The 22,097-nt window shown below is 28.7% G+C and carries 24 protein-coding genes; all 24 read right to left on the reverse strand.

Annotation, left to right across the window (positions count from 1 at the left end; genetic code table 11):
- Positions 1-200 precede the first annotated feature (200 nt).
- The 24 genes from J8H85_RS13415 to J8H85_RS13530 all read right to left on the reverse strand — a co-directional run bounded on the left by J8H85_RS13415 (position 201) and on the right by J8H85_RS13530 (position 21,942).
- Positions 201-959: a DUF5995 family protein gene (locus J8H85_RS13415; RefSeq protein ID WP_209655727.1), complete on the reverse strand. Its 759-nt coding sequence runs from the start codon at positions 957-959 to the stop codon at positions 201-203.
- Positions 960-1,014: 55 nt separating this feature from the next.
- The gene (locus J8H85_RS13420; protein WP_317195007.1) at positions 1,015-2,166 is read right to left on the reverse strand and encodes a YifB family Mg chelatase-like AAA ATPase; all 1,152 of its coding nucleotides are present in this window, start codon (positions 2,164-2,166) and stop codon (positions 1,015-1,017) included.
- Positions 2,167-2,184: 18 nt separating this feature from the next.
- Positions 2,185-2,652, reverse strand: a complete 468-nt coding sequence (locus J8H85_RS13425) for a hypothetical protein (RefSeq protein ID WP_209655728.1) — start codon at positions 2,650-2,652, stop codon at positions 2,185-2,187.
- Between the two features lie 2 nt (positions 2,653-2,654).
- Positions 2,655-2,933, reverse strand: a complete 279-nt coding sequence (locus J8H85_RS13430) for a hypothetical protein (protein ID WP_209655729.1) — start codon at positions 2,931-2,933, stop codon at positions 2,655-2,657.
- Positions 2,934-3,180: 247 nt separating this feature from the next.
- The gene (locus J8H85_RS13435; RefSeq protein WP_209655730.1) at positions 3,181-5,685 is read right to left on the reverse strand and encodes a hypothetical protein; all 2,505 of its coding nucleotides are present in this window, start codon (positions 5,683-5,685) and stop codon (positions 3,181-3,183) included.
- Positions 5,686-5,732: 47 nt separating this feature from the next.
- Positions 5,733-7,727: a hypothetical protein gene (locus J8H85_RS13440; protein ID WP_209655731.1), complete on the reverse strand. Its 1,995-nt coding sequence runs from the start codon at positions 7,725-7,727 to the stop codon at positions 5,733-5,735.
- Positions 7,728-7,730: 3 nt separating this feature from the next.
- A complete protein-coding gene (locus J8H85_RS13445) occupies positions 7,731-8,825 on the reverse strand; it encodes a hypothetical protein (protein WP_209655732.1) in 1,095 nt (364 codons plus the stop codon).
- A gap of 3 nt (positions 8,826-8,828) precedes the next feature.
- Positions 8,829-9,296 carry a hypothetical protein gene (locus J8H85_RS13450; RefSeq protein ID WP_209655733.1) on the reverse strand — a complete coding sequence of 156 codons (468 nt, stop codon included), beginning with the start codon at positions 9,294-9,296 and terminating at the stop codon, positions 8,829-8,831.
- Positions 9,289-9,585 (reverse strand): hypothetical protein, encoded by a 297-nt coding sequence (locus J8H85_RS13455; RefSeq protein ID WP_209655734.1) that lies wholly within the window; start codon positions 9,583-9,585, stop codon positions 9,289-9,291. The genes J8H85_RS13450 and J8H85_RS13455 overlap by 8 nt, the downstream gene beginning before the upstream one ends.
- A 119-nt stretch (positions 9,586-9,704) precedes the next feature.
- Positions 9,705-10,244 carry a hypothetical protein gene (locus tag J8H85_RS13460; RefSeq protein WP_209655735.1) on the reverse strand — a complete coding sequence of 180 codons (540 nt, stop codon included), beginning with the start codon at positions 10,242-10,244 and terminating at the stop codon, positions 9,705-9,707.
- Complete coding sequence (locus tag J8H85_RS13465) at positions 10,245-11,420, reverse strand: PBSX family phage terminase large subunit (protein WP_209655736.1); 1,176 nt, start codon at positions 11,418-11,420, stop codon at positions 10,245-10,247.
- Positions 11,398-11,958 (reverse strand): hypothetical protein, encoded by a 561-nt coding sequence (locus tag J8H85_RS13470; RefSeq protein WP_209655737.1) that lies wholly within the window; start codon positions 11,956-11,958, stop codon positions 11,398-11,400. Before J8H85_RS13470 ends, J8H85_RS13465 begins: the two co-directional genes overlap by 23 nt.
- A 23-nt stretch (positions 11,959-11,981) precedes the next feature.
- Positions 11,982-12,452, reverse strand: coding sequence for a lysozyme (locus J8H85_RS13475; protein WP_209655738.1), 471 nt, complete (start codon positions 12,450-12,452; stop codon positions 11,982-11,984).
- A gap of 73 nt (positions 12,453-12,525) precedes the next feature.
- Positions 12,526-14,859: a hypothetical protein gene (locus J8H85_RS13480; RefSeq protein WP_209655739.1), complete on the reverse strand. Its 2,334-nt coding sequence runs from the start codon at positions 14,857-14,859 to the stop codon at positions 12,526-12,528.
- 31 nt (positions 14,860-14,890) lie between these two features.
- The gene (locus J8H85_RS13485; protein WP_209655740.1) at positions 14,891-15,274 is read right to left on the reverse strand and encodes a hypothetical protein; all 384 of its coding nucleotides are present in this window, start codon (positions 15,272-15,274) and stop codon (positions 14,891-14,893) included.
- Between the two features lie 28 nt (positions 15,275-15,302).
- Positions 15,303-15,815 carry a DUF6712 family protein gene (locus J8H85_RS13490; RefSeq protein ID WP_209655741.1) on the reverse strand — a complete coding sequence of 171 codons (513 nt, stop codon included), beginning with the start codon at positions 15,813-15,815 and terminating at the stop codon, positions 15,303-15,305.
- Complete coding sequence (locus J8H85_RS13495) at positions 15,808-16,932, reverse strand: phage portal family protein (RefSeq protein ID WP_209655742.1); 1,125 nt, start codon at positions 16,930-16,932, stop codon at positions 15,808-15,810. The genes J8H85_RS13490 and J8H85_RS13495 overlap by 8 nt, the downstream gene beginning before the upstream one ends.
- Before the next feature lie 9 nt (positions 16,933-16,941).
- Positions 16,942-17,439: a hypothetical protein gene (locus J8H85_RS13500; RefSeq protein WP_209655743.1), complete on the reverse strand. Its 498-nt coding sequence runs from the start codon at positions 17,437-17,439 to the stop codon at positions 16,942-16,944.
- Between the two features lie 87 nt (positions 17,440-17,526).
- Positions 17,527-18,105 carry a hypothetical protein gene (locus J8H85_RS13505; protein WP_209655744.1) on the reverse strand — a complete coding sequence of 193 codons (579 nt, stop codon included), beginning with the start codon at positions 18,103-18,105 and terminating at the stop codon, positions 17,527-17,529.
- Between the two features lie 80 nt (positions 18,106-18,185).
- Complete coding sequence (locus J8H85_RS13510; RefSeq protein WP_209655745.1) at positions 18,186-19,103, reverse strand: hypothetical protein; 918 nt, start codon at positions 19,101-19,103, stop codon at positions 18,186-18,188.
- Between the two features lie 25 nt (positions 19,104-19,128).
- Positions 19,129-20,226: a Clp protease ClpP gene (locus J8H85_RS13515; protein ID WP_209655746.1), complete on the reverse strand. Its 1,098-nt coding sequence runs from the start codon at positions 20,224-20,226 to the stop codon at positions 19,129-19,131.
- A gap of 127 nt (positions 20,227-20,353) precedes the next feature.
- Complete coding sequence (locus J8H85_RS13520) at positions 20,354-20,827, reverse strand: hypothetical protein (RefSeq protein ID WP_209655747.1); 474 nt, start codon at positions 20,825-20,827, stop codon at positions 20,354-20,356.
- An 82-nt stretch (positions 20,828-20,909) separates the two neighbouring features.
- Positions 20,910-21,221, reverse strand: a complete 312-nt coding sequence (locus J8H85_RS13525; protein ID WP_209655748.1) for a hypothetical protein — start codon at positions 21,219-21,221, stop codon at positions 20,910-20,912.
- 238 nt (positions 21,222-21,459) lie between these two features.
- Positions 21,460-21,942, reverse strand: coding sequence for a sigma-70 family RNA polymerase sigma factor (locus tag J8H85_RS13530; protein ID WP_209655749.1), 483 nt, complete (start codon positions 21,940-21,942; stop codon positions 21,460-21,462).
- Between the last annotated feature and the right edge of the window lie 155 nt (positions 21,943-22,097).

The raw sequence follows: 22,097 nt of genomic DNA on the forward strand, positions 1-22,097 counted from the left end.
CATAAGGCCAAATCGCTCTTTTGAACGAGATTCAGGAAAATACAGAACTAGAATCAAACCTAAAATAACTAAAAACCAAAAAGATAGCATATGACATTCTCTTAACTTAATGACATTGACCGCGAGCGTCCCGCTCGTGGCGTCAAATATTCTTTTTTAAGAAATGCTTAAGCAAGTTAAACAACAGCTTTCAAAATTCTTCATAATTTTTTCCTCAAAAAACCAATTTTATGAGAAACAGAGCCCCATTCCGTAAGCTTAATAATTTTAAATAGAATGCGCTCCAAAGTTCCTTTGCATAATATTTGTTCAGATAAAATGGCTATTTTATCATCCCGTAGCGCAGTGCATTGTGCTTCGTTAAAGTTTTCTTTTTCCAAAACCAATTCGTTTGCAAATTTCCATGCACCGTCCCTAGCTATACCCATGCTAAAATTTATCAAAAAATTATCTATCTTTTTTACACGTTTTAGTATCCAGACCAAAGGTCTCCAAATCATGGACAAATCATTTTTAACATCATCCACCAAAGAAGCCAGTAAATCATTAATTTTATAAAAGTCGGCTTGCAGATGTTGTATACTTGATGCATCAGACACCTCCGTTGCCGCGATGCCTAAATCTAAATTTATATGTGCATTCATACCAAGTATTAAATGCTGAAGCACTATCAAATCGTTATTTTTTGAAAGTTCAAAAGCAACTTCCCAAGATTTAGTGTTTTTTTTACCCAGTTTGTAATTATAATATGCTACAATGTAACGATTTGCGAATATGATATCCAATTGCTCCATACGCGCATCGTCATCAAAATAATTGGTGTTTAGTTTTTCCTTAACAGCTATGGTTACCTTTTGATACAAGGCAGCAAAATAACCAATTGTACTTTCCTCATCACAGGATGTTTGGATGATGTCTTCCAACAACACTATAACTTCGTCTATTGTTTTTGCTTCCATAGGTTTAAAATTAAAAATTTGTTTTGGTTATCAGATTCCTGCTTTCGCAGGAATTTTAGCCCAACCACCCTTCTCTATCCAAACTTCTGTATTGAATGGCCTCACTAATATGCGAACCATTTACTTCTTCAACACCTTCTAAATCTGCGATGGTTCTGGAAACTTTCAAAATTCTGTCGTAAGCACGTGCCGATAAATTCAAACGTTCCATAGCGGTTTTTAAGAGTTGTTTTGAAACCTCATCCAACACGCAATATTTTCTAATTTGTTTGGTGCTCATTTGGGCATTGTAATGCACCGTATCACTTTCTTTAAAACGTGCGGTTTGAATTTCCCTAGCTTTCGTTACCCGTTTTCTAATATCTACCGAGGTTTCGCCTTTTCTATCTTCCGAAAGCTTTTCAAAAGGCACTGGTGTTACTTCTATATGGATATCAATCCTATCCAATAATGGTCCAGAAATTTTACTTAAATACCGTTGCATTTCTGCAGGACTTGAGGTTACGGGCGCATTGGGATCGTTAAAATAGCCACCCGGACTTGGGTTCATACTCGCTACCAACATAAAACTACTTGGATAGGTAACGGTAAACTTTGCTCGCGAAATAGTGACTTCTCTATCTTCCAACGGTTGCCGCAAAACCTCCAATACATCGCGCTTAAATTCAGGCAATTCATCTAAAAACAAGACACCGTTATGTGATAAGGAAATCTCTCCCGGTTGCGGAAAACTACCTCCACCAACAAGCGCCACATTTGATATCGTATGGTGTGGGCTTCTAAAAGGCCGTTGCGCCATTAACCCTGTATCTTTTACACGTCCTACTACGGAGTGTATTTTGGTAGTTTCCAAAGCTTCATGAAGCGTCATGGGTGGTAAAATGCTTGGTAAACGTTTGGCTAACATGGTTTTTCCTGCTCCGGGTGGGCCAATTAAAATAATGTTATGCCCACCTGCTGCTGCAATTTCCATACAACGCTTGATACCTTCTTGCCCTTTGACATCGGAGAAATCGTGTTCGGGAAAATCTAGGTTTTTCTCGAATTCTTCACGGGTATTTACAATGGTTTGTTCTAAAGGTTCACCTTTATCAAAATAATCAATAACCTGCTTGATATTATCAATACCGTAAACTTCCAAATCGTTAACAATGGCGGCTTCTTTAGCTTTACTAAATGTATAGGCGACCTTTTTCGTAGTGTTTATAAGGGATTAAAGCAAATGTTAAAGTTTAAAGAAAATTATTATTAAGGTTGCAATACCTAAAACAATTGGAAAAATTATGTCTAAAATGAAAACAGAAACTTTAGAAACATTTGCTTTTAATTTAATCTTATCATTAAAATCTTGTAAAAGTCTATTTCTAGCTAATTGCACTTCTGTATTAAAACCAACTTCATATGGTGAAATTCTTTCATTTGAAATTATCTTAATTGTTTTTTCATATTCCTTTTTAAATGTATCATTACTATATCTAATAATTAAAGCAATAATGAAAAATATAATCAAATAACCAATATAATTTGGTAAAAAAGTAGCATCACCAATAGGTAATGAAAAACCCAAAAAATCAATAGTAGTATCTTCTTTTGAATACTTTACCAATTTGGCTAAAAATATACCAACTACTGATGCAACCAATAATGATTTTCTTAGTTTCTTAACATCATCAAACTCTAATTCTAAACTCATAATTAATTATATATTTTTAATTCACTTGATAAGGCATTATTAATATGAAAACTAAAAGGTGAATCACAATAAACTAATTTGAATTTCATTGTTATTGGATTTACTTCAAACTTTGCATTTATTTGATGAAAACCATTAATATTATAAGTTAAATAATCTTTTAACTTATCTTCAAAAGTGGCAATTACTTTATCAATATAATCTTGGTGTTCATCACTAAATTCTTGATGATGTTCAAGAACATTTTCAACTATTGTTTCTATTCTAACTAATACCCCCATTATTTTAATAACTTTTCATATATAATAAGAACAATAACTGATATTATAAAAATCCACAAAAATAGTTTACCAATCCCTGAATTGAATAAAGCAAACCTAGTATCATATTTTAATTTATTACTAGTGTAATTACTAGTGTAATCATTATTATAATTATATTCCTTTTTCTTCTTTTCGTACATAAAATAAAAATATAAAAAAACCCATCATTTTCAGATAGGTTTAATTATTAGTTATTAACGAATTTTTAGAAAATAGAATTGTTTTCAATTACACTAACTCTATTATTCACACTTGTTATTTCTTCAACTGATACAATTGGTGCTGGTAGGTTTGATACTGCCAATGCAATTTGATTGTAATCTATTAGGTTTGAAGCTGGTGATTTAATTGAACCAGCAATACCCCCATTTGCCATTAATGGAACACCACCACCTGCTTGATTCATTTGTGATAATAATGGTAAAAACATTGCTGTACTTCTTCTATTAATGATTGCTTCACCATCTTCTGCTTCAATAGGAATACCACCTTGTGAATGTCTTGCACCTCTTAATAAAGTACCCCTTTCTGCTTTAGGTGTCTTAACACCAGCAATTTTTTTAACCGATGCTAAACCACTTCCTAAAGTTACGGCTGTTCCGGCAACCTTAGTTGCTGTATTAAATGGTTCAGGTAATATACTTGGTGCTTTCCAAACTTCAGTAACACCTTGGTATGTATTTATGGTTGCTTGTGCAATACCAGCAGCTTTACCAGCAGCAGTATTTTCACCCAATAGTTGTGATACTTGACCAAGGGTATCACTAACTGTTGCAAGTCTTGCAGCTTCCAATTGTTCTTGAATAAGTTTTTGTTGTTGTGCATACTTTTCATTTATTAATGTAACATTTGCACCTGTTTTTTCAGCTTCTTCAACATCTCTTAATCTTTGTTGCTCTAATCTTTCACTTTCTAATTCAAATGCATTAGCAAAATTTTCTTCTTCAATTGCTAACCTATTTTCTAAATCAATTGCATCAGCTTCTTTTTGTGCTTCTTTTCTAGCTTTTACATTTTCTTCTTTAGCCTTATAGTTTTCATCATCGATTACTGCAATAGCTTCATCATATTGTTGTTTAGATATAACACCTTCATCAAGTTGGGTTTTGGCAAAGTCTTTTTGTTTTTGTGCTAAATCATCTAATCTTTTTTGTTCAATCTTTAATGATTCATCTGAAAAGAATTTATCGTTATCAAGTTTTGAATAATTATTTCTTATGTATTCGTTTAATTCAAACTGTGCTGCTTCAATTTTTTCTTCACTTAATTTTTTTAATCTTAAAGATTCTTTTTCAGCATTTTCTTTTTGTAAGGCTTCGGTTTTTGCAATGGCTGCATTTCTTGCTGAAGCAATTTCACCTAGAAATGAAAGTTCCCTTGAATTGGCTTCTTCTTGTGATTTATCCCTTGATGCAATTAATTCGTTTAAAGCTTTTTCATCTTCTCTTGAAGTATCATTTAAGGAATTTTCAATTTCTTTTCTTTTGATTTTCTTATCGATGATTGCTAATTCATCGGCACTTAATTTATTTGATATTTCAATTGCTTTTTGTGCTGCCTTATTTCTTTCAGCTATTGATTTACTTGCATCCTTTGCTGTTAATTCTTGTTCTTTGATTTGCTTTAATGCTTTGGCTCTAGTAAGTATTAAATCATTTTCTGATTTTTCAATACTCTTTGTTAAATCATCAATTTCTTTACCTTTTGCAGCAGCTTCTTTAAAGAACTTAGAAGTTTCTTTTCCGGCATTTTTTATTTTACCGGTTAAATCCACAACACCAGTACCAGCTTGCAAGAACCCCTCACCTACTTTTTTAAAATCCAAATTGATTATACCATCTAGGATTATACCAAATGCTTTTAAACGATTCATTAGGTTATTTTTAATACCATCTACTAAATCAGTTAAAGCTTGTTTGGGATTACTAAAGGCATTGAATAACTTTTCACCTACTGTTTGAAGAACACCTATTAATGATTGAAATATTGCTTGTAATGGTCTAGTAACAGATGTTACTTTATCAATTCCCGCTTGTGTTGTAGATAAATAAGATATTAATGAACCAAGTACAACCACGATTGCACCAATACCAGTTGATACTAAAGCTAGTTTAAATACCCTTAAAGCTTTTGAAGCACCACCGGTTGCAGTTTCCGAAGCTTTCATTGCAGCATTTTTTGCAATTAAACCATCCCTAACTGCTGTAAGGGTTGTACTCATTTGTGATAAAATTGGATTGGTTGCCACTAATCCTTTTCCATAATCACCTATTTGTTGTTTTTGTTTTTCAAGTACTGAACTATTGGTATTGATTACCTTATTATTTTCATCAATTTTTTTATTGATTGCGGTAATTTGTTTAGCACCTTCATCAGTAGTTGCATTAACTTGATTACGTATTTTGATTAAGGCTGCATTATTTGCTTTAGCTTCATCAACACCTTTGATTTCCTTATCAAGTTCAGAATTAAGATTCTTATTTGCACTAGTAACACTTTGTAAAACCTTTACTTGTGCATTATATTCTTGTTTTAATGATTTTAAACTAGCTTCATTCTGAATGAATGATTGTGATGTAGTATCATTATTATCTTTTAATGTTTTTTGTGTAGCAGATAATTCTTCAATACTTTTTTTTGTTGCTTGTAGTGATGATAATAATTGTTTATTATCAATTTTAAGTTCCGCAATGGCAATTTGTTTTGGCATTAGTCATAATAGTATTTGGGTATTGTGGTTAATCTTGTTAACCGTTATTAAAATGGTATTTCTACCAGTTCGGCTTCAGTAATTGGTGAAGCAACATTATATTTTAGTTTGTTTACGTAATAATATTTACCTGTTTGTTTTAGGTAAATCAATTTGTAAAAATCGAATAGGTGTATATCCAATAAGTTCAGATTGAAATTAACGGTAATAGCTTTATACCTGCCTAGTAAATTAATGAAACTTGAATAGTAGTTATCTAACATTTCACTAAATTCTAAAGGTCTTTGTGGATAAATGAAGTATTCATTAATTTCATTATCAACTAAAACTGGTGGGTTTTTGAAACCTAAATCATAATCTATTTTAAAATCAGATTTAAATAATCTACATAACATTAAAGCATTTTCATTAGCTTCATAATATGGTATATCTGCAATATTATCAACACCATCATCTATATATTCAATAGTTAATAATGGATAAGTAATGTGATAATTATAATCTATACCAAAATTATCTATAATGGTAGTAGATTTATTAAAGGTTTCAAATAGTGATGTATAAAAAGATACTTCTGATGTTGCTATTTTATTTGATAGGTTAAAATAATCATCAGCAAAACCACTATAATCAGTTTCTTCATTTGTTTTTAGATATTTCCATTCTAAAGTATTTCTTTGACCATAATTAATTGTAAAAGTTTCTTCTTTTACATTGATTAGTTTAGTTGAATAATCAATTGCAGTAGTTTTACTATTCAATAGATTATTAATGTTTTTAACCACAATCTTATTTTCATTTGGGTTTTTATTAATCAATAATCCATATCTATTTGCTACATCTTTTATAAAATCAAGTTGCTTTGTTTTACCAAGCTTTATTAGATTCCCATCAATTAAACTATCTAGATTTGTGTATGCTTCAAAATCACAATCAAAACCATAAGTGTATTCAATCTTTTCATTTAAACCACTTGTTTCACTTTCAGCATATATTGAAAATGATATTGTATCACCTGATGAAACATTTATTCTTTTTTTGAATGCACTTGTACCTGTATCAGTATCACCTAAAATAACCCTAAGCAAATATTCTACACCGTTTTGTGTATAGTTTATTTTTTTATTTTCTGCATATGAGAAATTAAAATCAGGTGAAATTGTCATTTCAAGTATTCCGGTAAAATGACAAGTAAAACCAGTATCGTTAAATGTTAATTCTGTATTACCACTACCAATTAAACCATCAATAACATCTTCCCTTGAAAATACAAAATTTTCTGTTTGATTAACTGATAAAACATCACTTGATTTACTGATAGTTGTGCTTGTATCACCAGTTGGTGTAATAATTATTTGACCAGTTGTAATTGGTGAGTATTCAGTTTTGAAATTATCATATAATAATGTATCATCAAATAAATCACCTTCAACAATATAACCAGCTTCTTCAAATATTTTATTGAAAATAAATTCGTGTTTCACCAATGGTTGCAACTCATTTAGATAGTAAACATCTGTAAACCCAGTTCCACCAAATGGTTCATAATTTTTATCATCAGGATTTCTATTAACCATATCCATTGGTATTGAATAGGTAAATGGTGATGAATCATCATTAATTACTTCTTGATACTTGTTTACAGTTAATGAATGTGATAATTCTGTAAAGTCTAAATCATTTAATAATTTATCTTTTAATATTTCAGCAAGTTCAATTACCCCATTATAAATTGTAATTTCAAAAGCATCCTGTGTAACCTTATCAATGATTGCATAACCATTTAAAAACACTGGTATTGAATTATATAAATAAGAACATACTAAACGTTCATAAGGTTTATTTGAAGTATTTCCATTGATACTTAAACCATCAAATATTTTTATATTATTTGCAGTCTTTGGTAATTTGATTGTATTACTATAACTTGATTGTTTTGCAGTAATACTACCTAATGAATTTAGGGTTAAGGTTCTTTGTATTTTACCTTCTCCATCTATATCAACCCTTTGGTTTTCAATTAATAATTCTTCTTGTATCATTCATTAATATGTCATAGTATATTGAATTGGTAATTCAATATTTATTATAACTTCATTGATGTTCTTCTTAGTTTTTTCATCAATTGTACCTTCAACATTTACAGTTATCCATTGACCAGTAACAAACGGTGTTTGACTAGTATATAATTGTATTGATGGTGATGCAAGCATATCTTTTATATAAAATATTTCATCATTACTTACATTTGCTTTTAGTCTTAAATCTTTGGTAACTTCTTTACCTATTGAATATGAAAATGAATTTGGTGTTTCATTTACATTCTTAAACTCATTTCTAGTTACTTCACCAATACTTTTAGATTTTATTGTTTCTTTATAATATTCATCGAATAAATAAAAATTATAGCCACCATCATTATTAAACCATTTAAGATATACACCACATTTTGATGGTACTTTCTTTAAAATTAAATTGGTTTTAAATGCTCCATTATTATAAATAGTTAATTTATTTACTGTATCAGTTAATGGTAATAAGTTTGATGATGTTGTATTCTCATTTGTTTTATCAATCCATATTCTTGAAGTACCACTTGTTGAAGCTGTAAATGAAACATCATCACCAGTTGATTTATTTTTAATATTAATTACTTCATCAGCATCAACTTTTTGTATTTCAAAAAAGAATGGAAAACCTTCAAAATGTGTTAAACTATAATCTATACCATTATTAGATTTAGAAAGTATTTGTGTATCATTTGAAAATAATGGTTCACCTACTTGTTTTACCGATTTTATAAATTCATAATTCTTTGAAATCGATTCTGATTCTGTTGAAGATGATACAGTTATATTTATTGGTAGTTGAATTATTCTATCATTTAAAATTTGAAAATATCCTATTGGAATTTCATTAGTATCTTCAAACCCGTTTTGATTAATATTAACCTTTGCCAATTCTTTTAAATTGAATTGATAATTACCATCCAAATCTGGAAATATTTTAAATGGAAATGAAAATGGTTCAACCTCTATTTCAGCACTAATTGTATTTGATAAACTTGATGTGAAATTGATATATGAATCATTAAAAGCTGGATATATACCATTTATTTCTTTTGAAAATGTTATTGCCATTTGTTACTTGTTTTTTGCTAGTATTTCTAATGAAGCTTCTATTTCATTTACAAATTGATTTGCATTGAAAACAGATACTTTATTTATTATTTCATTTATTCTTTCAGGTGTAATTACTTCTTCATATATCTTTAAATGATTTTCCTTATTTGTACCGCTTTTAGCTATCTTTTTTGCTATTGCCCACGCTAAACCGGAAACACTCATTTTATCACTTAATGGTTTGATTCCTTTTTGTTCAATCCATTTCTTTATGGCTTCTACTGGTGGTTGTTTTCCAGCTTGTCTACCATCTAAATAAACATAACCTAAAAGTGTTGCTTTATTATCCCCATAAACAGCTTCTAAACCATTTTCAAACTCACCTAAAGTTCTTTTGCCACTATCATTATAAACCTTTATTATATCGCTTATAATAGCTTCAATTTCAGTTTTAATTACATCATTATATGTTTGATTATTTTTAGTCATTAGATGATATAGAATAATTAACAATAACACCTGAAAAATTATAATCAAGTACATTTATTACTTCAATTGTTGACCAAGAATCAATACTGAAATCTGTATCACATTTAATATAATCTGCAATAATATCGGTTGAAGTATTTATGATTGGTTTGATATAGTTTTGATAATGTGTATTATAATCTTCATCAATATCTGATGATTTCACTAACATAAAAGAACCTGAATAATCTGTACTTTCTTTTGAACCATATTCATCAAAATTGGTTACTATTTTAATTGGGTCAACCATTAAATGAATTTTTGTCAATTCATCTGAATCATAAAGATTTTGGAAATCGTGTCTTGAATAATCAAATTCCCAATCATTAATTGTTGCAATATTTTTAAATGTTTCATACATAGTTTTTATTAGTTATTAATCGGCTTCATTTTATTTATTTCGTGTTGTATGTCTGCAATTGTTGTATCGAGATACATTTTCACAAATACTTCATTATATGGTAAATCTAGTATTGAATTAAATTTTAATATATCACCATTTGCAAGTGAATTAACAGCATTATACACACCAAATTTTTCTAATCTTTTTGAACCATCAATCATTTCAAATCTTGCATCTGAATGCTTTGGTGATAAATGATTTATTTCTTTATTCACTAGTGATTCTAATTGAATTTGAACATCTTTTATTAATGGAAAAAATGTAATTATATCCAGTTCTAATACCTCTTCAATTGTGATACCTTGAACAATTGAAATAATATTGATTAATTCATTTTCATCATTGATTGTTTTCTTTATTGTTTCAACTTGTCTAAGTGTTAAATCGGTTAATCTTACATTAGTAGATATTGGTTTAAGGTGTTGCAATAGATTTACATAATCTTCTATCAATTGTAAATCTTGATTGAAAAAATCTTTTAATTTATAATTGGTTATTGTTTCCATTTATGAAACCCATTTTAAAGTATTGTAATTATTATTTTTTGTTGATAATCTATCCATTGCAAAGTACCTAACAGCATCTAACAAGTGATTATGTTTATCAATAGGTGTATTTAACTTTTCACCATTATTATCTTTTTCCCACGTATAATTATTTAATTCAAAAATTAAATTCTCACTTCTTTTGGTTACATAAAGATTAAATTCTTGAAGAATTGAAATACCATCTAAAATTGAACCAGCACCTTTTTTAACCGCTTTTGCCGGAATAGTTTTATTACGTAATTCAGCTATAATTTCAGGTCTTGCAGAATCACAAACAATAATGTTTTGCTTTAGTTCATCATCTGATTTAATATGATTTACAATTTGATTGTTTAACAATCCACTTTTATAAAGTGATTCATCAATAATTAAATCTTTTAAACCTTTTTGGTAAACTTTCACTAATGCGTTTGGGTCATTAAACCCAAAATCTAAACCAGCACCTATATATTTACAATCATCAGGTATATCTTCAATTAAATTATATGAATAAATTGTACCATCAACTTGACCTTCTTCACCATAAACATAAACAGCTACAAAGTTTTTCCAATAACTTGAACCACTTTCAGCTTTTATTATAGCATCTTTATATTCTTGAATTACATTCTTTGATAAATATTCATTATCTAAATATGTAAGCTTAACAAAGTTTGATTTATCTTCTTTTATATACTCCCTAATCCAAGATAAATGTGATGGATTATAATCAAGAAAAATGAACTGTTTAGTTCTGATTGATAATTGTGTAAAAGCTTCACGATTAATATTATTTGCTTCATTAACAAATAAAATATCCCTTCTTGCACCTCTTAATTTACCACCATCTTCAACACCAAACCATTCAATTGTACAACCATTTAGTTTATAACTATTATTGGTTTTATTATGGCTTTTTTCATCGTATAAATCATTTTCAATAAGTATATCTATCAAATCTTTTGCTGCACCCCTTCTTAGATGTGGAAATGATTCACTTACAATTGATATTGTTAATGGTTTCTTTGATTTAGTACATAGAATTATAAGATATTGAAGTATTGAATAAGTTTTACTTGAACCACCAGCACCTTGTATAATTCTTGTTCTAGCCTTTATTTTAGCTATTTTATTAAATGCTGCTGTTAGTTTCACTTATATCATCATCTTTACCTTTTTTCGTTATTAATAGTTTTTCTTCTTGTACTTCTTCATAATCAATATCAACTAAATCAATAATGTTTTTATCAGAACCTTCAATTTGAAGTGTGATATTTCCATTACCAATTGACAAATGATTTTGTTTTAATTGAAGATGTGAATTTTTACGCTCTAATGCCCATAAATATGGGTATGCATTCTTTTTATCATCATCGAATGCCTTTGCTGTTAAGTTCATTTTCTGCTTAACACGTCCAACATTGAGAGTATTTATAAAATCTTCTTTTTCTTCATCGGTCAAATATTGAAGATTTGAAATTGACCTTTTATTATCTTGATTTGGTGATTTTAAGAATTCAAAATAACTCATTGATATTCTAAAGTTTTTACCAACCAAATCATTAACTAAATAGAATATATCTTTATCACTTAAAAGTGTAGTATTTTCATCTTGAAGTACTTCTTTCATCTTCAACATCCATACCCTTACTTTTTCATTTTTACTAAATTTTAGTTCCTTTTCTTCACTCATTAATTTATTAGTTAAACATTCCGTTATTCAATCGGTAAAACATATAAATACGCTTCTTCATTTCTTCTTTTGATTAATCCTTTTAATACTACTTTCTTACCTTTAACCGTTCCCTTATTCCATCTTTTAAATTCATATTCAATAGCTTCAAAATCATTTTGATTATTATTAACTTTCTTTAAAAGGGTGCTAATTTTAAAATTATCTATACCTACGTTATAAGTAAATGAAACAAGTGCTGAAAATTGATTTTGATTAATATCACTTGTAACATATTTTTTCACTTCATTTTCAGTCTTTCTTAGAATGTAATTAAATAATTCATCACCTCTTTTTCTTGTTATTGGTGGGTCTTGCATTGTTACTTTTGAACCATCTTCATAATATGTATTACCCCAGCCTATTGTAGGTTTTCCAGCCGGGCATATATAAGGGTGGTTTCTGAACTGTTCATATTTATGGATTAATGAAATACCGTTATCTGAAGTCTTCATTTTACATTTTTGTTAACTCTTTCATTGTGTACCATCAATTAGTACCTAATTATTTTTTGATATAATCTTTTAATTAAAGTTTAATCATTTTATTACTATAACTCAACTCTGGATTTTTAGCATTTTTATCAAAAGCTTCAGCAACGTGTATATTACCCGTTGGTGTTAAATGACTTAAATCATTTGGTTCTTGGTCAGTGTACCCAACCCAATTTCTTGCAACATCAACAAATTTTAAACTGTCTTTATATTCCGAAAAACAACCAACTGCTTCTTTTGTACCTAACCACATTTTATAAATTGTTTCTGAATTTCTTGAATAATTATTACCACAAACAGAACCAATTAGTAAAGTTTTGTTTTTTAGATTAATACTATCTTTTTCAACAAATCCAAAAGCAAGAAACCTAACAACTTTAGTTCCTGTACTAATTTGATTAACCCTTATTATTGCATTTGGAGGTAAATTTTCAACCCAAATAACAAAAGGATAATAATCATCACTATAACCATTCGCACCAGTGAATTGTGATGTGTAAGTTCCGTAAACAGTACCGTTAACAAGTACTTCAAATTCACCACCATTAATTGATGTTTCAAAAAATAAACCACAAGCCCTTTTATTACTTAAAGTGAATTGACAAAAGTTCCCATCATTTAATTTGGTGTAATACCTTGCGCTTAAACTAGACACATCAGTATATCTAAAAGGGACGAATTCTGAAGTTAATGTTGCTATTGCACTATCTTCATTACCGTTTGCACCGTTTGTTGACCAAGAGTGAGCACCTGTTTCTGAAACCGAATTCCACCCAACAAAAGCTACACCACCGTAGTCGTCAATTAAAAGTCTAGCTATACAAGCCATTTGTGCACTTTTCATAACTTCAAAAAAAGCAGCCTTTTCTGTTTCATCAGTGTATGTATGACCTATATTATTCCACCCCAACATTGTCACCACTATGCCCGACCAATTTGGTAATAAATTACCCATTTTATTAAAGTGGGATTGTTCTTCGTGTGAAAGCCTTGACGGATTGTTACCAGCCCACGAAATTCTACTACCACCAACTGCCCTGTTTAAATAAGATAGATTTTTATTGTAACTGTTTGCAAACAAATAAATCCACTTGTATTCTTCGAGCAAATAACTACCCGATGTGTATGCGTTTCCAGAAAAATTAAAACCTTCTGTTTGCGAATCACCATAAGCAATCATTGAACCTTTTTTGTAAAATAAATTAGGTTTTAAATCACCTTCTTCTGAAACTGTTTTTAAAATCACATCTTTTGTGGTTCTAAATTGCACCGAACCTTCGTCTTTTTTGTAGAAAAATGCAGAAACGGTTTTAATTGTTGTGTCAGAATCAAATATACCACCATCAGTAATTAATTGATAAAAAGCTGAATAAGTGTAATCTAACACATCAACAACCCTTTCAAAAAGAAAGCTAATTCTATTACTAGACAATTTCACAACTTTGGTAGCTGCAATCGTTACAAAAGTTGTATCTTCTTTTATCGCTCTTAAACCACTCGTGAAGTTGGTGAGATTAATTTCGTTGTTTGATTCAATTACAAATTCCAATACAACTGTTTCACCTTCACTTAAAATATTTGGTTGAAATTCGTTAATACTAAAACAATAGGCTGGATTTCCAGCTGAACCTGATAAAACTTTTATTGCAGTACCTTCAGAATAAGGGTTGTTTGAAATTTCCTCAGTACCTCCCAAAATGTTCGCTAAAGGAAAATAATTTTCAAGAATATTTTCTTTTAACGGAATGTTATTATTTTTTAAAAGTTCTTTTTCGGTGTAATTTGCAACAGCTGAACCAGTAACACCTTTTGATATTGAATCAGATAAAACTTCATTTTCGTATAAATCGGAATTTTTTATCCAACCTGATTCAGTAAAACCGTAATAACCATTATTGGTAGCTGTTGAATCATTTGCAACTATCGCTGAATCATTAACAGTAGCACCAATTGATGATGTTAAACCTGTTAAAGTTTGATATGTTTTAACACCTTCAAAATTTATTGAATCAATACTATTTTTTAAATCTTGTGCTGTTCCATTATAACTTCCTTTATTTAGTTTTAAAGAATTTATATTATCAATATTTGATTCAATTTCTGAAAATTGTGTTGATACTGATGATGGAATAACAAAATCAAATATTACATTTAATAATGCTTCAATTGTATCTTCTTGTGTATCATAGGTAGCACCATCAATAATAAATTCATCATAAGCTGTACCACTTAATAATTGTTGTTTGGTGTCATTTATATTATATATACCAATAGCAGTATTACCTTGTTTTAAAGGTTGGTATATTCTAGCATATTGAATGCTGTTTAATGTAAAATATTTGTCATTTACTGTATTTATTGTAATCATTTAAGTTCATACTCTTTTTACTTTACTATTATTACACCAATTCACCGTATTTATCAACGTATTTTTGAATTGTCTTTTTTTGCTTTTCTATTAATGTATTAAGCTGATTGTTAACCTCTTTTAAATTGTTTAATTCCGATTGCAACCTTCCAAAACTTTCATCAAATTCAGCTTGTAAACGTTCTATTCTAGTTTTATATCTAGCATCCAAATCATCAACCAATTCTTGATACAAGTCCATATTTTGTTGAAGATTATTCAATGAAGTTTTTTCTACCTCGTTTTCTTCTTTCTTTATTCCAAGTTTGGCTAAAATCAAATCTTTGTACCATATTGTTATTGCAGCTATACAATAGCCTATATATTTTATTATCTCATAAATTTCAGATACATTATCTGTTATTTTTTCAATCATTTTTTAATAAGTGTGTTAGTGGTTATTGTTATTTGATTACTGTGAATCTTTGACTGCCAGTATTAATGTTTTCATTATTTCCGGTTGAATATCTTGGAAATCTTGAACTATTATTTTTAAGATATTTATCAATCATTTGAAACTTGATTGAAGCATCAATTTGAGTTTGTTTGCTGATGTCTTTTAATAGATTCCTATCAATAGGTTGTGAATCATTTGAAAGCTTTGTAACAGCCCCAAATGGGGTTAAATTGGTATTAACTGAATACATATATCTGTTATATGTATAATCAGCTAATAAGCTATTTAAACCAGCTTGAATATATGATTGACCCTTAACTGTAAATGTTGAACCACTTAATAAATCAGCATATTCTTCATTATCTATATTTTCAATTAAATCAAAATAAAAATCATTCAAAACATCATATAAATCAATCGTTTGTGCTTGCTTAATGCATTCATCAATTTTATTGGTATCTAATTTTTTACCTACATCTCTATAAGTTGCAAATTCTTGTGCTGTGATTATATTACTCATTTAAAATAGGTTTAGATTCAGTTGTTATTTGTTCAAATGGTGATATTATCTTTAAATCACTATCTATTGGTTTATGGAATTTCTTCATCAAGTTTTGAAAAACTTCTTCTAATTGGTCACGTTCTTCTTCCCTAGATTCCCATAGTTGAAGTTTACCTTGTTTTATTAATTCACCTGAATTACCAAACAAACCATTATCACTAGAATTGACTAACATTAAAGGCACTCCAAAAGCCTTACAAATGTTCTTTTCAGACTGTGCTTCACTATATTCAAATAATGTATCATTGAATTCACTTGTCAAATCATCCAATTTAATTTGACTACCTAAATCATCAGTCATATTTGATGATTCTAACAGTAAAATATTACCACTATTTTCAGCACCTTCTAAGTCCTTTAATTTGTTTAAGAACCCTCTTCTATCATCATCATTCGCAAAAGGCTGTACAACTATTAATTTTGTGTTTTGAAACCCCTTTTCACCACCATTAACACGAAATAATTGATAATTATTTTCTGATAATGCTTCATTAAGTACTGTGTTCAAATCAGTAAGTGAATAAACAGAATTTGAATACTTTGAAAGATGTAGAATTTGTCCTTTATAATTTCTAATATCACCAGCGTTTTCAATCTGTGATTGAATTACTGATTCAATAGGATTATATCTATTATAAATTTTAAATGAATCTGCTTTTGGTTTGTTTTCCCAATCTGCAATAATGTATTTACCACTATAACCTAAATCATCTTGCTTACCTATTCTTACTTGTGTAAAAGGAATTACTTTAATTGAAGTAATTTCAAATAATAAATTATAACCAACGTGGATAAATAAATTATTATGCTTTGCATATTCCCTTGAAGCAATTCTTAAAACTTCATTAAGTGTTTGACCATCTTTATTAACAATAGTTTTACCAATTTTACCAAAAGATTTACCATATATACTTTTAGCTACTTTATCAACACATATTTTTGAAGTAACTGAAATATTAATTAAAGTTTCAACAAGATTTGGAAATAAATTATCTATTCCGGCAGTATAAACATCATTTCTTTTATCAACTTTTACAGATAATATATTATGTTTAATTTCATTATATAGTTTCATTTAAGGTTCTTACTTTTTGGTAGAACCTCTTTTTTTGTAGGTTCTTTTTGGTGTAGCATTTTTTGCTTCACTTATTTTTTTGTCCTTACAAGTAGCACAAGGTTTTTTAGAAGTTTCTTTAACAACTTCATTAACTTTTTCATCAACATTATCTTCATTGTTATCTTCACCAAGTAATTCAATCCAGTTTTCCGGATATTTTGAAAACAAATCAATTCTTTCATTTTTAATCTTTAAGAATCTTAAAGCTAATTCATCAGTCATTTTATCATTTGATATTGTTTCTGAACCACCCTTTTCTAACTTGTAGATAACGTGAGGTTTTCTTAATTGAAAATTTGTCATTTTATATTTTTTTTTAAGTCGATTAATCATAAATTGTATATCACTAGGACAATTCAAACAAACAGTACCTTTTAATTTTTCTTTATAATCTTTTGCCAATATTTTTATATTAGCCTTTAAAATTTTTGAATCATTTGATGAAAGAACTTCTTGTATTGTCATTTTTAATATTAGAATCAAATAAAGGCTGAATTGGTGTTACCCTATCAGCCAATTATTATTGTTTTTAAATTATGTGTTAATCTTATTTTATGCTTCTGCAAATAAAGCATCATAACTAGCTTTACTTGTTGCATAATCAGTTTCAAGAAATGTATAGTATGGATATTGCTCAACCGCACCTTCTTCAGTACTTAAAGTGAATGCAAAACCAGCACTATTTTCATTTGTGTTATGTGTCATTTCTGAAAGTCTTAAACCGTTTTCAAAACCATAGATTTTAAATTCGTCTAAACCATCATTACCAACATATTTGGTTCTTACAACCATCACGAATAAACCGTTTTTAATCTCGTTTGCACGCTCTGAATTTTCAGTTGAATTGGTTGTTAATCTTGAGGCAAATGATGCTGTAAAACCATCTATATCTTCACTATTTGGTGCATAAACAGCACCTGCGTTACCAAGTTCTTTGAACCACTCTAATTTGTAACCAGTTTTTCCTGATTGAAGTGTTAAAGATGATACAGTTGCACCTGATGAAGTAGTTGATGTAAAATCAATATCATCATAGTTTATGATTACAGCACTAGAACCTTTTAAACCTTTTCTAGGTAAATCATCACAACTTTGAAGTATATCATCTGTTAATTTATTATTACAAGCCATTTTAATTTTTATATTTTCTTTTATATGGGGGTGAATTGCTTCACCCCATATATTTATTATTTGTTATCAGTTAATAGTTATTAAGCTGATAATGTAAATTCTACTATTTCGTCTGCATTTTGGATTTGAACACCAGCTTTACCTTTAGTTCTCAACATTACTTTATCTAATGTTTTATCATAGAAAACTTCAATAGTTTCAGTTTCAGAAATTACATCTGAACCTACTATAAAGTTTGAACCTACTGATGCAAACATTCTATCAGTACCGTTTAATCCATAAACTCTAATTAATTTACCGTGACCACCACCGATTTCGTAAACACCGTTATCGTGTTCAGGTTTGTAATGATATAAATTATCTGCTTTTTCTTTTGATATGTACATATCAAATACATCATCACCTACTAAGGTTACGTACTCTTTACTTCTTTTTACTTTTGCTGGTGCAGCAGTTCTCATATCTTCTATAAGTTCTTTTACAATAGTTTTAGTAATTGCAGTTGCACTTGAAGTATTACCATCTATTACATTTGATTCTGCATCAATTTTTTTGATGAAACCATCAAATAATTGGTAAGTTGCACCACTTGCAGTATCACCTTGCCAGTAAGTTAATTCTAATGTTTCAGCAATTGAAGCTACTTTAGTCTTAACTATTTCTTCTTCAAATGGTAAAATATCACCATTATTTGAACCCGGTGCTAATACAGTATTAGGTAATTTTGTTTGTAAATCATCTGAACAAAATGATTCAAAAACCGTGAATGGTTTCACAGTTAATACAACTTCATCAATAACAGCATCACCTGAAGGTGAAGCACAGTTACCAGCTTGAAGTGTTGCTGCACCGCTAACGTGTGGTACAGAAGTTGAACCTTTTACATTCGCCATATGTAAAGCGAATTTTCCAGTGTCACCACCAGTAAATAAGGTCTTTGTTAATGCTTTATTTTCTCTTGAAATAAAGTCTGAAAAGTTTGATACATCGTATGCCATTTTAAATTAATATTTAACTCTTTTTTTAGCCTCTTAAATAATTTGAAGCTTTATTATTATTTGTATTATTACTATTATGTAATTGTGCTATAACAGTAGCTTCTTCACTACCTACCAATTTTTTTAATGCTTTGATTTCACTTTTTAAAGCATCATTTTCTTTTGTGAATTTTGCAGTAATTGAAGTTTCTAACATTTTTAATAATGCTTCAAAATCAATTTCTTCTTCAACCTCTTCAGTTGCTTCAGCACTTGCTTCAACTTCTTCTTCAATGGTTTCTTCAACCTCTTCTTCAACTGGTTTTATTTCTACTAATTCACCAGCTTCAAAAACCCACGTTGAACCATCGGTTTGAACTCTTTCACCTTCTATTGGTTTATTATCTGCATCAACCGCTTTACTTCCAGCTTCTTCTTCAGTCCTTACTTTTGGTTGTTCATCTTCAGATAATTCTGTAAAATTGATTTCTTCACCATTTGCATCTTGTATTACTAATGCTACAATTGTATTTTCTTCACCATTTACATCTGAATCAATACCAAAAATTGCTTCCATCGCATTGATAAATTTTTGTGTTTTTGTCATTTCGTTTTTATTTTCTTCTTCATTATTATGATAATATGCAACTGCCTTTATTGAAGATTTTTTTGCTGTTGCAAAACCCATTTCAACCGCTTCATCAGCACTTAAAAATGTTTCGTTTTTTAAAAGTTGTGCAATTGAATTTTCATCAATTGATGTATATGAAGAATAGAATTTTATAAAATCGTTTTCGATTTGTTTTAACTCCTTTGCAACCATTACTAAATCATCTGAACCACCCTGAACACTTGCCCAAGGGAAATGTATCATTACTCTATCAGCACCTTCTTCAACTAATCTTATATCACCAGCCATAAAAATTGATGCTGCAATTGAATAAGCCTGTTTAGCTACTGTTGTAATTTGTATGTTTAAATTTCTTAGATAATTGAAAATAGATTGACCAGCTTCAACTGAACCACCCACAGAATCAATAATAACTTCAAGTTCAGTTAATCCTTTGTAACCTTTTACTTGTCTTATTACGTCTGTAAATGAATCATTTTCAATTACCCCATTGATGTAGATTGTTCCCTTCATATAATGTTATATGTGAACAAATGGGGGTAAATCGGTAAAATGCAACGTCAGAATGTTGTAAACAAGAAAACCACCCTTTTGAGGTGGTTTAAAATCAATTATGTCACTAATTAATCAGGTAAATATGTTAGTTTATAGCTTGGTTTGGATTTAAATAAAATACCGGTTTAAATTCATATAAATTATTACCATTACTTGCTGTATGTTTTGGACAATTTTCAAATTTAATATTATCCATTTTGGTGTTATTTAAATCAAAAAGTAAATCTTTATCGGTATATCTCACTAAATAATATGCTCTTATATCTTTATTTATATTTTCTTCTTTGTTCTTGCATTTAGCAACGGTATTAATTAAGGCCTGGAACTTGTCCAATTGAATCAAAACACCACCAGCGTAATAATCTGAAGAAACATTTCGTGTTTTAACCTCACATATACCATTTATTTTAAATGGTGAATTGGTGTTACCGGAAATAAAAGTAAAATCAAATTTTGAATAACCTTCATTATATATTTTCTCAATTTCTATTTCTTCATTAGTTTGGCAAAATCCCGTAATTGTTTCTGTTTCTAAATTGATGTAATCATTAAAATTCATTTGTAAATTGGTTAATACTATTCTTTATATATTTATAAATAGTATGTAAAATGAAAAAAGACCAAAAAAGGTCTTTTATTTTTTAAATTTCTTCAACAAATGTTTTTTCAAGATATTTTTTGATTTGAATTATGTTTGATGTATCAAAACCTTTATCAAAAATTATAAGCATTTCAATTTGAATCATTGCACAATCATAAAAAGTCCTTTTATCTTTATAATCTTCAATTTCAATATTAACTATCACATCATCCAAATCATCATAATAACTAGTTAAATCACCTATAATTTGATTTTCAATATTATTTGATGTTACATCATTCTTAAACAATTTAACACCTTTTAAAGTACCTGAAATGGCTATCATTCTATTCTGTAATTCTGTTATTTTCATCTTGCATTTTTATTAAGCCTTGTTATTATTCTTTGAATTGAATTAGGATGTAGATTATTTTCAATTCCTAAAATTTTATAACGTTGTGTTTTCGTTCCATCCAGTTGATAAAATCTATCATATATTGCAATGTGCTGTATAATGGTTGAATCAACAATTACTTTATTTCGTATTAATTTTATTATTGTTGTTAAGTTGTTTGGATTGTTTACTAGTTGATATAATGTCATTTACTTCTTTACTTCTTCAATATTTTTCTAATCGTTTTTTCACTTTTTATCAAATGAAAAGGTTGATAAACCTTTATTATATTTTTAACAGAAACCCCAGATTGATAATATTTTTGTTGAATGAATTTTTCAATTTGTGTTAACTGCTTGGAATGCTTTTGTATGTAATCTTTAGTTTCAATTGAAGATTCTAAATTAACAGTTGATTCAAGTAAATCAACCTTTCTTGTTTCTTCATTATCTTCATCATATGCAAGTTCATCAAGTGATGAATGGTTTAGATTATTTAATTTGATATAATGCTTACAATGGTAGTATAAATGCTTAAAAGCATAACTTTCAAAAGTACCTTTGGTTGGTATGTATTTCTTTTTGATTTCAAATAATTTGATGTAAGATTCGTTGAATAATTCTTTTCTATATTGTTTATCAAATCGATTGATGATTAGGTGTATAAGTGGTTGATAATCATCTATATTTATTTCGTTCACTATTCATATATATTTTCTTTGTGGTGATGGTTACATCACCTTATTTATAATAAATAGTACGAAATATTGAAAAGTTCAATATTTATTAAAATTAATTTGAAATATTTTTATTTGAAGATACTTTTAGTTGATAATTTGAAGTGTGTATTTCTATG

Source organism: Mariniflexile gromovii (assembly GCF_017814435.1).
GTDB lineage: Bacteria > Bacteroidota > Bacteroidia > Flavobacteriales > Flavobacteriaceae > Mariniflexile > Mariniflexile gromovii.

Bases quoted from the DNA above. Each gene is read 5' to 3' on its own strand.
- J8H85_RS13415 (WP_209655727.1), bottom strand. From the start codon at position 959: ATGGAAGCAAAAACAATAGACGAAGTTATAGTGTTGTTGGAAGACATC.
- J8H85_RS13425 (WP_209655728.1), bottom strand. From the start codon at position 2,652: ATGAGTTTAGAATTAGAGTTTGATGATGTTAAGAAACTAAGAAAATCA.
- J8H85_RS13430 (WP_209655729.1), bottom strand. From the start codon at position 2,933: ATGGGGGTATTAGTTAGAATAGAAACAATAGTTGAAAATGTTCTTGAA.
- J8H85_RS13435 (WP_209655730.1), bottom strand. From the start codon at position 5,685: ATGCCAAAACAAATTGCCATTGCGGAACTTAAAATTGATAATAAACAA.
- J8H85_RS13440 (WP_209655731.1), bottom strand. From the start codon at position 7,727: ATGATACAAGAAGAATTATTAATTGAAAACCAAAGGGTTGATATAGAT.
- J8H85_RS13445 (WP_209655732.1), bottom strand. From the start codon at position 8,825: ATGGCAATAACATTTTCAAAAGAAATAAATGGTATATATCCAGCTTTT.
- J8H85_RS13450 (WP_209655733.1), bottom strand. From the start codon at position 9,296: ATGACTAAAAATAATCAAACATATAATGATGTAATTAAAACTGAAATT.
- J8H85_RS13455 (WP_209655734.1), bottom strand. From the start codon at position 9,585: ATGGTTGACCCAATTAAAATAGTAACCAATTTTGATGAATATGGTTCA.
- J8H85_RS13460 (WP_209655735.1), bottom strand. From the start codon at position 10,244: ATGGAAACAATAACCAATTATAAATTAAAAGATTTTTTCAATCAAGAT.
- J8H85_RS13470 (WP_209655737.1), bottom strand. From the start codon at position 11,958: ATGAGTGAAGAAAAGGAACTAAAATTTAGTAAAAATGAAAAAGTAAGG.
- J8H85_RS13475 (WP_209655738.1), bottom strand. From the start codon at position 12,452: ATGAAGACTTCAGATAACGGTATTTCATTAATCCATAAATATGAACAG.
- J8H85_RS13480 (WP_209655739.1), bottom strand. From the start codon at position 14,859: ATGATTACAATAAATACAGTAAATGACAAATATTTTACATTAAACAGC.
- J8H85_RS13485 (WP_209655740.1), bottom strand. From the start codon at position 15,274: ATGATTGAAAAAATAACAGATAATGTATCTGAAATTTATGAGATAATA.
- J8H85_RS13490 (WP_209655741.1), bottom strand. From the start codon at position 15,815: ATGAGTAATATAATCACAGCACAAGAATTTGCAACTTATAGAGATGTA.
- J8H85_RS13495 (WP_209655742.1), bottom strand. From the start codon at position 16,932: ATGAAACTATATAATGAAATTAAACATAATATATTATCTGTAAAAGTT.
- J8H85_RS13500 (WP_209655743.1), bottom strand. From the start codon at position 17,439: ATGACAATACAAGAAGTTCTTTCATCAAATGATTCAAAAATTTTAAAG.
- J8H85_RS13505 (WP_209655744.1), bottom strand. From the start codon at position 18,105: ATGGCTTGTAATAATAAATTAACAGATGATATACTTCAAAGTTGTGAT.
- J8H85_RS13510 (WP_209655745.1), bottom strand. From the start codon at position 19,103: ATGGCATACGATGTATCAAACTTTTCAGACTTTATTTCAAGAGAAAAT.
- J8H85_RS13515 (WP_209655746.1), bottom strand. From the start codon at position 20,226: ATGAAGGGAACAATCTACATCAATGGGGTAATTGAAAATGATTCATTT.
- J8H85_RS13520 (WP_209655747.1), bottom strand. From the start codon at position 20,827: ATGAATTTTAATGATTACATCAATTTAGAAACAGAAACAATTACGGGA.
- J8H85_RS13525 (WP_209655748.1), bottom strand. From the start codon at position 21,221: ATGAAAATAACAGAATTACAGAATAGAATGATAGCCATTTCAGGTACT.